Annotated in this window: 14 protein-coding genes; 6 read left to right on the plus strand and 8 right to left on the minus strand. The window is 65.1% G+C overall.

The annotated features are described in order from the left end of the window. Window position 1 precedes the first annotated feature (1 nt). Window positions 2-664 carry a helix-turn-helix domain-containing protein gene (locus U5914_RS11275; RefSeq protein WP_336135865.1) on the plus strand — a complete coding sequence of 221 codons (663 nt, stop codon included), beginning with the start codon at window positions 2-4 and terminating at the stop codon, window positions 662-664. Window positions 665-1,170: 506 nt separating this feature from the next. Here the strand turns inward: U5914_RS11275 and U5914_RS11280 are convergent. From U5914_RS11280 to U5914_RS11300, 5 genes are all read right to left on the minus strand, one after another. Further along, on the minus strand, window positions 1,171-1,374 hold the full coding sequence (locus tag U5914_RS11280) for a hypothetical protein (RefSeq protein WP_336135866.1): 204 nt from the start codon (window positions 1,372-1,374) through the stop codon (window positions 1,171-1,173). A gap of 213 nt (window positions 1,375-1,587) precedes the next feature. Beyond that, window positions 1,588-2,463 (minus strand): phosphoribosyltransferase HisG-related protein, encoded by an 876-nt coding sequence (locus tag U5914_RS11285; protein WP_336135867.1) that lies wholly within the window; start codon window positions 2,461-2,463, stop codon window positions 1,588-1,590. Between the two features lie 48 nt (window positions 2,464-2,511). After that, window positions 2,512-4,143: a coiled-coil domain-containing protein gene (locus U5914_RS11290; RefSeq protein WP_336135868.1), complete on the minus strand. Its 1,632-nt coding sequence runs from the start codon at window positions 4,141-4,143 to the stop codon at window positions 2,512-2,514. A gap of 70 nt (window positions 4,144-4,213) precedes the next feature. Then, a complete protein-coding gene (locus tag U5914_RS11295) occupies window positions 4,214-5,041 on the minus strand; it encodes an MBL fold metallo-hydrolase (protein ID WP_336135869.1) in 828 nt (275 codons plus the stop codon). 62 nt (window positions 5,042-5,103) lie between these two features. Continuing rightward, window positions 5,104-5,499 (minus strand): YlbF/YmcA family competence regulator, encoded by a 396-nt coding sequence (locus U5914_RS11300; RefSeq protein ID WP_336135870.1) that lies wholly within the window; start codon window positions 5,497-5,499, stop codon window positions 5,104-5,106. A gap of 161 nt (window positions 5,500-5,660) precedes the next feature. Between U5914_RS11300 and dph2 the strand changes: the two genes are divergently transcribed. From dph2 to U5914_RS11320, 4 genes are all read left to right on the plus strand, one after another. Then, window positions 5,661-6,713 (plus strand): diphthamide biosynthesis enzyme Dph2, encoded by a 1,053-nt coding sequence (dph2, locus tag U5914_RS11305; protein ID WP_336135871.1) that lies wholly within the window; start codon window positions 5,661-5,663, stop codon window positions 6,711-6,713. A 61-nt stretch (window positions 6,714-6,774) separates the two neighbouring features. Continuing rightward, window positions 6,775-8,100 (plus strand): hypothetical protein, encoded by a 1,326-nt coding sequence (locus tag U5914_RS11310; RefSeq protein WP_336135872.1) that lies wholly within the window; start codon window positions 6,775-6,777, stop codon window positions 8,098-8,100. A gap of 24 nt (window positions 8,101-8,124) precedes the next feature. Continuing rightward, a complete protein-coding gene (locus U5914_RS11315; protein WP_336135873.1) occupies window positions 8,125-9,003 on the plus strand; it encodes a cell division protein CdpA domain-containing protein in 879 nt (292 codons plus the stop codon). 93 nt (window positions 9,004-9,096) lie between these two features. Continuing rightward, a complete protein-coding gene (locus U5914_RS11320) occupies window positions 9,097-10,122 on the plus strand; it encodes a disk-shape morphogenesis protein volactin (protein ID WP_336135874.1) in 1,026 nt (341 codons plus the stop codon). Between the two features lie 6 nt (window positions 10,123-10,128). Here U5914_RS11320 and U5914_RS11325 read toward each other — a convergent pair whose 3' ends face one another. Then, window positions 10,129-10,527 (minus strand): zf-TFIIB domain-containing protein, encoded by a 399-nt coding sequence (locus U5914_RS11325; RefSeq protein WP_336135875.1) that lies wholly within the window; start codon window positions 10,525-10,527, stop codon window positions 10,129-10,131. Between the two features lie 123 nt (window positions 10,528-10,650). On the opposite strand from U5914_RS11325, the gene U5914_RS11330 reads away from it, so the two are divergent. After that, window positions 10,651-11,292, plus strand: a complete 642-nt coding sequence (locus tag U5914_RS11330; protein WP_336135876.1) for an METTL5 family protein — start codon at window positions 10,651-10,653, stop codon at window positions 11,290-11,292. Between the two features lie 7 nt (window positions 11,293-11,299). On the opposite strand, the gene U5914_RS11335 is transcribed toward U5914_RS11330, so the two are convergent. Further along, on the minus strand, window positions 11,300-11,887 hold the full coding sequence (locus U5914_RS11335) for a uracil-DNA glycosylase family protein (protein ID WP_336135877.1): 588 nt from the start codon (window positions 11,885-11,887) through the stop codon (window positions 11,300-11,302). A 54-nt stretch (window positions 11,888-11,941) separates the two neighbouring features. Continuing rightward, window positions 11,942-12,463, minus strand: coding sequence for a halocyanin domain-containing protein (locus U5914_RS11340; RefSeq protein WP_336135878.1), 522 nt, complete (start codon window positions 12,461-12,463; stop codon window positions 11,942-11,944). Between the last annotated feature and the right edge of the window lie 49 nt (window positions 12,464-12,512).

Here is a 12,512-nt window from a genome sequence, read left to right on the forward strand (position 1 = left end):
TATGCGTTACGTCGAGTTGCAGATACGGCCCGAGGGGCGGCGGTGGTTCCACCCCGTCGACGAACACGTCGCCAACGACCCCGACCTTCGCCACGGGCCGATTCACAACTTCAACCTCCTCGACGACGGAACGGTCGTCCTGCTCTACGAGCTCTACGGGCCGAAAGAGCGCATCGACGACCTGCTCGAAGAACACGGGACGGGGCTGAAACGCGACACGACGGAGGTCTCGGAGAACACGCTCGTCTGGGCGCATCTCGACCCCAGCGAGGTGGTCGGCGACCTGCTGGAACTCACCAACCACTACAGCATCGTCGTCGACACGCCCATCCGTTTCACCGACGACCACAGACTCGAACTCGTGTTGGTGGGCGAACCGTCCGTCATCCGCGAGATGTTCGAGGACGCCCCCGAGACCGCACAGGTGACAGTCGAGAAGACCGGCGACTACCAGCCGAAAACGGAACGCCTCTTTACCGACCTGACCGCGCGCCAGCAGGAGGTCCTCATCGCCGCGCTCAGGGGTGGCTACTACGACGACCCGCGGAACGCGACCTACGACGACATCGCCGAAGCCGTCGGGTGTAGCGCCACGACCGTCGGCGAACACCTCCGCAAAATCGAGCGGCGCATCATCCGGGAAATCGCGCCAGTAAGCGTCTGATAACACGCTCTCTGTTCGGCTTGCCTGTACCGACCGGTATGGGGCACGAATCGGTCACCGGGGTGGCTCGATGTAGATGGTCGGGAGGAACCGATACGTACAGAAGCCGTCGCGCTCAGACCGACCATCTCGAACGACCCGACACGTACCCGGCTGGTACCGGAGGGGTTTTGTAGCGGTAGCAGAGACAATAAGATAGACGGCACGGTCGGACAGCCACCTTTCAATTTACGTGGTTTCCACGTGAGTTGCCGCTGTCTGACCTACCCCGTCATTCTAATACCGAGGAGCGGCCGCTATTCCATACCTAGAAGCACCGAGTCCAGAGCGTCAGGTGCACACTCGTTCTTGCGGTCGATTCAGTCTCGTCATGCTGAATCCAAAACCCCGAGTCGGTCGGTGTTGGGGAGCGATAAAGCGCAGCCGAGAACTACCTGCAATCTATCAGAAGTGCCGTTATGAATACACGGCGCGATTACAGCACGGCCGAAAGTCAGGATACATCATCAGAATCCCTTGAACAGGGAGTTCCAGACCCGTGCTGAAAGCCCGATTATTACTGCCACAACAGTAATTACGATGATAAGAGTTTCAGCCGACCCCAATGTGGGATTGGATGAAAATATTCCAAAGGCCGTGAATAGTAGTACGAATGCTGAAATGGCTCCTACGGCTCTTAGTCGCGGAATGAAATCGCCTATGTCTGACATACTTACAATAAATCCTGATTGCTGAAAAATGTTTTACTGAGAGTGTCTTCAATCAACTGCTGTACTCACTCTCTATCTTGCACACCTCGAAGAAAATCTATCCAGACTGGTAGGACTGACAGCAGTCGATACGCACGTCCTAACGGCTAATTCATCAATAAAACGGTGGAATAGCGGACAGTAAGCCGTTCTATGATACCCGGACGTCGACTGTTACTGTACCGCGGTCGTTTCGACGCCGCCGACGATTCGCTCGGCGACCTCCTGAACGCCGTCACCGCTCTCCGCGGGGTTTTCCAGCAGGACCGTCTGACTCGGGAAGAGTTGCTCGCCGATGCGGAGGCCGTGGTCCCGGGCCGTCGACCCGGTCACCGTCAGGTAGACGCCGAGGCCGACCGAGGCGATGGCGGCTTCCTCCTCTTGGTCGTCGGGGTAGCGGAACTCGATGCCGTCCATCGCGCGACTGCCGAGGACCGCCCGCACGAGTCGCTCGTAGCGCGGCGAGATACAGAGCGGCCCCTCGTAGTCGGCGACGAACTCCCGTGTCGGGTCCTCGCTGACGTCCGGCGTCGAGAGCAGCGTGTGATAGACCGTATCGCCGAGGCCGCCGACGACGCGAACGTCGGTGTCCTTCGGGTCGATGCGGTCGTTGAGTTCGTCCAGACTCGACAGCGGGTCGGCGTCGATGCGGACGACCTCCTCGAGGACGAGGTCGGCGGCGTCGAAGCCGAGCGCGAACTCGTGCTTTCGGAGCGAGCGGAACGGCTCCTCGCGGCCGACCAACTGGAGGTCGTACTCGCCGATGTCGACGGTCATGCTATCGAAGACGACCCGCCGGGGCATCCCGGGGCGGGCGTCCCGCAGAAGCGTGTACTCGGGAGCGTAGGGGTCGGTATCGCTGTACTCGGCCAGTCGGTCGTAGACGCCGCGTTGGGCGGTCTGGTTGTCCTTGGTAATCGCCTTCTCGTAACGGAGCGTCGATGCGACCTCGTCGGCGCGGTCCTCGACGCCCGCGAGCGCCGCGACCCGTTCGAGGACGGCCTCCAGCGGCCGGCCCTTCCGAGGAACGGCGACACGGATCGTCGTCATTATCGGCTTGTTGCCGTCGACGGATAAAACGGAACTGGTTCGGGTGCGTTATTCCGCGTCGTCGCCGTCGTCGCCGCTATCACCGCCACCGCCCAGCGGGCCGAGGGCATTGGCCAGTCGGTCACGCAGTTCCGCGACCTCGCCGATCTGGTCTTCGAGGTCCTCGATATCCGTTTCGAGCGCCTCGATGCGCTCGTCGGCCGCCTCGTCGACGTCCTCGCGGAGTTCCGCGACCTCGTCGGTGACGTCGGCCATCTCCGCGGCGACCTCGTCGATCTCCACCCAGAGGTCGTCGAGTTCGTCCTCGATGCGCTCCTGGGCGGTCTCCTCGAGGTCATCGAGCGCGGCTTCGAGTTCGTCGAGCGATTCCTCGGCGCGGTCCTCGATCTCTTCGAGGCGTTCGGTCCGCTCGTCGAGTTCCGATTCGACGTGGGCTTCGGCCTCCTCGACGAGTTCGTCGACCTTCGATTCGGCCGTCTCGACCGTCTCGTCGAGTCGCGCTTCGGCGTCGTCGGCCAGCGTGTCGAGGCGCGATTCGCCCTCCTCGACGAGTTCGTCGACGCGAGCCTCGGACTCGTCGATGCTCTCTTCGAGTCGCTCGTCGACCGATTCCGCGATGTCGACCGCCTCCGAGGTCCGGTCCTCCATGGCGTCCAGCCGTTCGGTCGCCGCCTCGAAGTCCGCGCGGATGTCCTCGATGACCTGCTGGGCGTCGCCGTTCTCGTCGATGAACGCCTCGAGCGCCTCGCTATAGGCCTTCAGGTCGGCGATTTCGGACTGCAGGTGTTCGATACGGGCCTCGACGCTGTTGTCGACGGTTTCGGCACCGAGGGCATCCTGAATGACATCGAGGTCCTCGTCGTCGACTTCCCCGCTCCGAATCTCGGCGGCCAGCGTCGCCGCGAGCCCTCCTGCAGCGGCCCCAGCGGCGGCCCCAGCAGCGGCATCGTCGTCGACGTCGACGGACGGCACCGCCGTCGACGAGTCGTCCGTCGTCGAAGCGTCGTCGGGCGTTTCGTCGTCTTCGACGGCCGATTCGGCCGCCGAATCCGCGGCTTCCTGGCCGGGGTCGGCGAGGTCTATCGATTCGACCGGTTCGTCGTCGGCCTCTTCCTCCTCGTCGGTCGGGACCCGCTCGATGGCCGGTTCCGGGTCGTCCGCCGCCGATTCGCCCTCGTCCGGTTCGGCGATGTCGATGTCGACGCCGACCGGGTCGGACTCGTCGGGTCCGGCGCCGGCTTCGCCCGCTTCCGGTTCCGCGCCGTCGGCGCCGGCGGCGTCGACGACCTCGCCGACCACGTCGTCGGCGTCGTCGAGCGGCGGGTCGACCGACTCGATGTCGGGTTCCGACATGAACGGCCCGGGGTTGTCGGTGTCGGCGGCCCGGAGCCCGTAGACGGTCGTGTACTCCTCGTGCGGTTCGAACTCCCGCTCGAAGACGATCTCCCCGTCCTCGAACTCCCAGAACTCGGCACCGTACTTCGGGTGGAAGCCGATGTCCTCGCCCGGAACGTGGTCCGGGACGGTGTCGTTTAGTTCGAGCGTTACCGGCTCATCGCGCTCGGAGCGAACGACGAAGGCGATAGCTGGCACCGGGAAGTCGTTCGGCTCGAACGACTTCTCGACGACGATTCCACCCCTGGAGACGGTCACGAGGTCTTCGGATTCCGCGTTGCTCATAGTGGGTACTGCGAACGGCCCTCAATAACCCTACTGGGTAACTAATCACTCGTAATGACGCAAAATTTACTTAAATAGACGTGTTATCGCCGATTTCGAGGACCTCCAGCGTTCGCGGGTGTTCGAAACTGCGCGTGTGGTTCCGCAGCGATGCGGGGTCGGCCGTCAGCCCCTTCCACATGTCCCAGTGGGTCGGCAGCAGGCGGTCGAGCCGGAGCTGGTTGGCCGCCTCGGCGGCCATGTTCTCGTCGGAGTACCACTTCGTGTACTTCGGCTCGCGGGTCTGCTTGTCGGGAATCATGCCCGCCGAGCCGAACGCGACGACGCCGAGGTCGATATCGTAGCGTTCGCCGATGTCCTCGAAGCCCTCGCTGGGACGGGCGTCGCCGCCGTGGAAGAACGTGCCCGAGTCGTGTTCGATGACGTAGGAGACGGGGTGGTCGGCGTCGGGGTCGTTGGCGGGTTCGACGTGGACCGAAAGCGAGCCGATATCGAGGGAATCGCCCTCCGCGACCGTCTCGAAGTCGTCGTCGGAAACGTCGTAGTCGTCGGTCCACGCCCGCGCCTTTTCGGCCGAAGCCGAGGGGCCGTAGAAGGTGGCGTCGGTTCCCTCCAGAATCGGTGCCTGCGAGGGGCCGTGGACGTGGTCGGTATGTTCGTGGGTCGCCAGCACGGCGTCGGCCTCGGCGACGTCCTCGGGCGCGAAGGGCACCGGAATCATCCGGACGGTCCGCGGCGGGTCGCCCGTCCCGAGATACGGGTCGATGAAGACGGTCGTCCCGTCGTCGGCTTTCAGGATGAAACCGTTACAGCCCAGATACCAGACCGAGAGGCCGTCGGGGTCGGCGTCTTCGACGGCCCGCGGCAGCCAATCGCCCCAGTCGGAGTGGACGCTCATGGGCGTAGCTGGGAGGTGAACACGCAAAAAGGACGGCGATACGGGGCGGGGCTTAGCCGGTTTTAGTCCTCACAGCAGCCGCCGGCCTTCTGTCCGAAGTCGACCTCCAGCGGCTCGGAGATGATTTCGTTGAGTTCCTGCAGTTTGAGTTCGACCTCCGACTGGGCCTGCAGGTAGTCGGACATCTTGGGCTTCTCGTGGAGTTCCTGCTGGGCCGACTGGAGTTCCCGCAGGTCGTCGTTGGTCGCATCGCCCGTCTGTCGGGCCATCATGAACTCCTCGCGGAGCTGTTCGAACTCGCGAATCTCCTCCTGCAGTTCCTCGTCGGCCTCGACGGCCTGCTTGGCTTCGAGGAACGCCTGATAGGCCGGCAGGTCCGTGATGGCCTCGCCGAGTTCCGTCGCGAGTTCGTCCACGTCGCTGGTAAGGTCGCCTTCGGGGGTCGTCTCGACGCTCATTGGACGCGTTTCGTGCCTCGCGCCTAAAGAGGTGCCGGATGGCTACAACGGTGCCGGAACCGACCCCCACAGGAATCGGGGACACTTCGGAACACGAGCGCCGCCGAGCCCGGGGTATCGAAGCGCGGAGATTAAACGTCCGCGACGGTAATTCGGGGCCAATGAGTCAGGAATCGTCGGAACGAACCGAAGGCGACCTCCGGAACACCGGGATGTCGCTCCGACACGAGCGCACGTGGGATTACGAACTCGACCGCATCGTGGATGCGGTCGAGGAGCGAGAGGCCAGCACCGTCGGGTTGCAGTTCCCCGAGGGCCTCAAGCGACGCGCCCCGCGTGTCGCCGACGACCTGCGGGAACTCCTGCCCGAGGACGTCAACGTCCTCATTTCGGGGCAGCCCTGCTACGGCGCCTGCGACCTCGACACCGAGGTCATGCGCCGGACGGACGTCTTCGTCCACTTCGGCCACTCCCCCATGAAGGAATCGGAGAAGATAATCTACGTGCCCCTCTTCTCGAACGTCGAAGTCACCCCCATCATGGAGGAGTCGCTGGCGGAACTCGCCGACCCCGAGGATGACCCCGCTGTCGGCCTCGTGACGACGGCCCAGCACATGAACAAGTTCGACGAGATGCGCTCGTGGCTCGAAGACCGCGGCTACGAGGTCGAGGTCCGCCGCGGCGACGACCGCCTGACCCACGAGGGACAGGTCCTCGGCTGTAACTACGCCTCCGCGGACGTCGACGCCGACCAGATTCTCTACGTCGGCGGCGGCAAGTTCCACCCGCTCGGACTGGCGATGGAACACCCCGACAAGACGGTCGTCATCGCCGACCCCGTCAATAACGTCGTCAAGGTCGCCGACACGGAGAAGTTCATGAAGCAGCGCTACGCCTCGGTCCACAAGGCGATGGACGCCGAGGAGTGGGGCGTCATCTACTGCACCAAAATCGGCCAGGGCCGCTGGGAGAAGGCCCAGGAAATCGTCGATAACAACGAGAACGCCTACCTGCTGACGATGGACGAGGTGACGCCGGACCGACTGACCAACTTCGGGCTGGACGCCTACGTCAACACCGGGTGTCCGCGCATCACGACCGACGACGGCCCGCAGTTCAAACAGCCGATGCTGACGCCCGGCGAGTACGAGATAGCCGTCGGCAACAAGGACCTCGAGGACCTCGAGTTCGACACGTTCCACGGCACCTGGTAGCGCCGGAGGACTCCCCAAGCGCCCGAAAACGTTTATCGACGGCCGACTTTGGTTTCTCTCGATGCCCTCCACTCGTCGTAGCGTCCTGCTCGGAACTGCGAGCGCCCTCGTCGCCCTCGCCGGCTGTAACGAAACGACGAGCGACGACTACCCAACGGTGACGCCGGTCGACGTCCCGCGCACGAAGGCCGAAGCCCTGCAGGAAGCCGCCGAACTCGACCGGCCGGAGATACCCGGCGCGGTTCGCGTCACCGACGACCACCTCGAGGCGGCAATCGAGGACACCGAACGCCTCATCGCCGACCTGCGGTCGGCGCTGGACCGCGGCGAAGACCTCGACTTGCAGGAACTCGGGCGCCGCCTCCAGCACGAGCCCGAGGGTCTTCCGGAACGCGCCGAAACACAACTCGAGTCCGCCCGTGAGGCGGGTCCCTCCGAGGGGGCCCTCTCGACTATCGAGCGGGCAGTTCGTGACGTCGCGCTCGCAGTCGGCTACCTCGAGGCCCGCCTCGGCGACGTCGACCGGGCGGGAATCGAGGCGGCACTCGATACGGAGGCGGCCGCGACGGAAGCACTCATCGACGACTTCTCCTACCGGGTCGCCGACCCGCTGGTCGAACACCTGCCGACCCTGCGAGCGGCCGAAGCGTCGCTCGACAGGCTCGATGACCTCGACCGGGCACGGGCGCCGCTAGACGAGGCGGACCCCGAACGCGACGAGTTGGATATCGCCATCGGGTTCGCACGGCGCGAACTTGAGGTCCATCGTCGCAATCGCCGGGACGCTGAACGCCTGATGCAGACGGCGACCGACGGGAACCGGCCGTCGCTCCGGCCGGCCATCGACGACGTGTCCTCGGGGCTCCGCGGGGAGGTCGAGTCCATCGTCGAAACCTACGCCGACCGCGACCCGCCGAGCGGCGCCAGCATCGAGGGCGAACTCCGGGGCATCCGCATTCACGTCGGCCGGCGGGGCCAACAGTGGCTCTCGAGGGAGGCGGAACGCGACGCCGAGCGGGTCGGCCCGCTCGGCCAACTGCTCGATATGACCGCGTGGCTCGTCGAGTTCGCGGCGCTGGACGTCGCCGTCACCCGGACGACCGACCGCCTCGATGGCGGCGAGATGCCGACCGACGCCATCGTAGCGGCCAAGCGGGACGCGATCGAGGCCCTCGAACGCGCCGCTGAAGGCGACGCCCTCCAGCGTGAACTCGCCGCTCGGGGCGGTATTCTCGTCCGGTCGGCTGACCGAAGCGCCACCGCGGGCGACGACGCGCGAACGGTCGCGCGGACGCACCTGCTGTATGCTGCGGCCGACGAGTGGGGACGCCGCGCGCTCGACCGCGGGAGCGACCTCGCCGCGAGGTTACAGGCCCAACAGTCATAGGCCACCGCTCGAAAGGAGGTGCCAATGACGACCGCCGACACGGACGGGTCGGGCGAGGACCGACTCGTCGCACTCTATCGGGATTACATCGGGGAACCGGACCGACGTACCGACGTCTATCTCGGCTTCGCGCTGTTCTTCGGCGGCCTCGGCCTCGGGTTGGTCGGCCTGCTGCTGTTCGGTATCGAGCGGGCCGCGCTGGCGGGCGAGGTGTTCTGGCTCCGCGAGATAGCCTTCGCAGCGGGCGCCTTCGGCCTCCCGCTGGTGCTGTTTTCCGTCGTCGTGTTGCTGCCCGCGGACCGCCGGGCGCTGTACGTGGCCGCCGGCGGTCTGGTGGTCACCGTCGCGGCCATCGCCTTCTTCGTCTCGGTGTATCCGAGCGACTGGAACGCCGGCGCCGATTACAGCCTCCGCGGCGTCACGATTTACGCCGTCGGCGTCGTGAGCGTACTGGCCTCGACGGCCGCGGCCCTCGTCAGCTACCACATCGAGCGTGTCAGCGGCGGCCCCGGGACCGCCGCCGAGGACGCCGAGGAGGCGGCCGACCCCGAGGTGACCGACGAGCAGGTCCAGCGGGACATCGACGAGGCCATGTCGAGTACGGAAATCAACTGGGGCGGCGTCGAGAAGGTCGAAACCGAGCGGCTGAACATCACGCCCGACGCCGAACTGGAGGGCGAGAACCTCGACCAGTCCTCGGCGAAGGTCCACCGCTCGAAGAGCGTCGACGACCAGTTGTCGGCGTTGCAGGGACTGAAGGGCGGCGAGAACCGAACCGACACGAGCGACAGCGTCGACGACCAGGCGGCGGCCCTGCAGGAACTCCGCGAACAGCAACGGAAGGAGGCCGAGGCCGAACCCGATAGCCTCTGGGAACGACTGAAGCAGCGCCTAGTCGGCTGAGAGTTCCAGATATCGCGACCCGCGAGCAGGCGAGCGAATTGCATGGGGTGAGTTGGCAAGTATCTTTATTAGCGACCCACCGCCCCATCCAGTATGGCACGCGGCATTGACGTCGGGACGATGAACATCGTCTCGGCCAAACAGGAAGGAAACGAGACGGTCTTCGTATCACAGCGGAACTCCTTCGTCGAGATCGAATACAGCGACATGGCCGAGCGCATGCTCTCCCGCTCGGACGTCCTCCACATCCGCAAGGACGACAAGGTGTACGTCGTCGGCGACGACGCCCTGAACTTCGCGAACATCTTCAACGAGGAGACCCGACGGCCGATGAAACACGGCATCCTCTCCAGCGAGGAGAAATCCGCCATCCCGATGATCAAACTCATCATCGAACAGGTCGTCGGCGAACCCGAACGGCCCAACGAGCGGGTCCACTTCTCGACGCCCGCCGACCCCATCGACTCGGACCTCTCGACGCTGTACCACCAGAAGACCCTCGAATCGTTCCTCGCCGACATGGGCTACGACCCCGAACCCATCAACGAGGGTATGGCCGTCATCTACTCGGAGTTGGCCGACTCGAACTTCACGGGACTGGGCATCTCCTTCGGCGCCGGAATGACCAACGTCTGTCTGTCCTACTACGCCGTCCCCGTGATGACCTTCTCCGTCGCTCGCGGTGGCGACTGGGTCGACGAACAGACCGCCACGGCGACCGGCGAGAAGATCGACAAGGTCACCTCCATCAAGGAGGACGACTTCCGGCTGGACTTCACGACCGATGCCGGCGGCGTCGAGGGCGCGCTGTCCATCTACTACGACAACCTGCTGGATTACGTCATCGAGAACATCGCCCGCGAGGTCAACGAGGAGGACGTCGAGGAGGGCCTCGACGTGCCCGTCGTCGTCACCGGCGGCACCGCGAGCCCGCCCGGCTTCGAGAAGCTCTTCGAGGAGCGCCTCGAAAAGGCCGAGATTCCCTTCTCCATCAGCGACGTGCGCAAGGCCGACGAACCGCTCTACAGCGTCGCTCGCGGCGCGCTCGTCGCCTCCCGAACCGAGGAAGGCGACGGCGGAGACAGCGAGGAAGCCGAAGCCGCCGAAGCCGAAGACTAACCTCCCCTACGCCTCGTTTTCTTCGTCCGTATGTACGGCGCTGTGGCCGTCTAACGCGGCTCGCGAGTCGAAGGTCTCACCACAGACGGTACAGGCGAACTCGACGTTCGTCGAGGCCTCGGTCCCGTTCCCGGTGTCGATGCGGACGAACGCGGGGTCCAGCGGCTCGCCATCGTCGTCGATGAACTCGGGAGTCGGGTCCTCCTCGGTCGTCTCGATGGTGACCGATTCGACGCGGTCGACGTCGTGGAACCGGGAGATGGCGTCGTCCCACGACTCCGGCGCCTCGTACTCCCCGCGGTGTTCGACGGGGACGCCGATGTACCCGCAGGCGGTACAGACGAACGCCTCCCGACCCTGCAGTGCGTACCGCTCCAACTCCTCCCCACACCGGGGACACTCCATGTCCGACACTTGCACGCGGGGTAGAAAGAAAGTATCGCGTGGTTCACCCGCCCGATTCGCGGCCGAGATATTAACAGTGGGAATACACAAACCTATAAGAATTTCTGGTAAGTATTGCGCGACATGACGGACGGAAAGGCGGGCGCGACGCGCCGACGGTTGGCACAGGAGTTGGCGGTCGTCGCCGGGTTCGAGGACCCGCGCGCGCCGCTGGAGCAGTACCACACGCCGCCGGACCTGGCGGCGCACATCGTCCACGTCGCGGACCTGCAGGACGACATCGAGGGCCGAACGGTCGTCGATTTGGGTTGTGGGACGGGGATGCTCGCTTTGGGGGCGGCCCTCCGGGGGCCGAACCGCGTCGTCGGCGTCGACATCGACCCGGCGCCGTTATCGACCGCTCGTGAGAACGAAGGCCGCGTGGGCGCGATGACCGACGTCTCGTGGGTCCGTGCCGATGCGACGCGGGCCCCGCTGTGTCCCGACGAGGACGTGACCGTCCTCATGAACCCGCCGTTCGGCGCTCAGACGGGCAGCGAGGGCGCCGACCGGGCCTTCCTCGAAACCGCCGCCGAGGTGGCCGCGGTCTCCTATTCGGTCCACAACGCCGGAAGCGAGGAGTTCGTCGAGGCCTTCGCGGAGGACAACGCCGGCGAGGTGACCCACGCCTTCGCCGCGGAGTTCGAGATTCCCCGCCAGTTCGACCACCACAGCGAGGAATCCCAGCACATCGACACCGAGGTCTTCCGCATCGAGTGGACGTAAAAAGCCGCTAGCCGACAAGCGTCGCGACGCCTTTCGTCTGCCGGTAATCGCTGTCGAGCAGCGCTTCGAGTCGGTCGATCAGCGCCTGCTCGTCGCCGGCCTCCCAGTCGGCGGGTTCTCGGATGGGGACGACGAGAAAGCCGCGGCCGCGGACCTCTCTGGCGTGGAGCGTCTCGGCGTCGTGGGGGAGCTTTCGCGCCTGCGTCGTGAACTCCTCGAGGACGTACGACAGCGGCTTGTCGCCGACCGGCAGGAGGATGTGGGCGTTCAGCGCCCGGAGTTCGGCGTCGAGATAGCGTTCGAGGTCGGCGGGGTCGCCCGGCGAGAGGTGAAGATAGGAGAGATAACAGTTGTCGAGGTCGGGTTCCTCGCTGTAGGGTTCGGCGGCGAAGCCGACCGCATGGAGGACGCGCTGGAGGCGCTCGCCGGCAAGCGAGTTCGTGAAGGGAACGCCGGTTTCGGCGCCGCCGTGGGTATCCGCGTCGGCACCGATGACGTGGAAATCCGCGTTCGCGTCGCCGTAGCCGTAGACGGCCGGCTCGCCGGGTGCGCGCATTCCGAAGGGGTTCGACACCCGCTCGGTCACTCGTTTCACACCCGCTGCTAGGCGGTCGAACTACAAAAGAAAGCCGGAGGATGCGTTCCGTTATCAGACGACTTCGATGGCGCCCTTCATGCCCTGCGTCCGGTGGGGCTCACAGACGTACAGTTGGATGCCCGTGTTGTCGAAGGACTGCTCGAACGTTTCGCCTTCCGAACTGTAGTAGTCGCTGGTGAAGTCGCTCTCGGAGCCCTCGACGGACGCGACGTTGTGGCTGCCGCCTTCGCCGGTCCATTCCCAGACGACGGTCGTACTCGAGTCGATGCGGATGGCCGGCGGGTCGAACGCGAGGCCGTCGCCGCCACCGACCGAGACGGTCACCTGGTCTTCGCCGGTGTGGTCCTCGATGCTTCCCTCATAGAGGTTCGCACCGTCGAGGTGGTCGGCGATCTCCTGCGGCACGTCGCCGCCACCGCCGTTGCCACCTTCCGTCTCGGTACCGCCGTTACCGTTTCCGTTTCCGCCGTTGCCGCCGTTGCCGTTACCGTCGCCGGTACAGCCGGCAATAGCGCCGGCCGCAACCGTCGCACCGGTAGCCTGGACGAACCGACGTCGGCTGAGTTCTTGCATACGGCTTACCGTTGGGGTTGAAGGCACATAAAAAGACATCTGAGTCTTG

This window comes from Natronomonas amylolytica (genome assembly GCF_037031205.1).
Classification (GTDB): domain Archaea; phylum Halobacteriota; class Halobacteria; order Halobacteriales; family Haloarculaceae; genus Natronomonas; species Natronomonas amylolytica.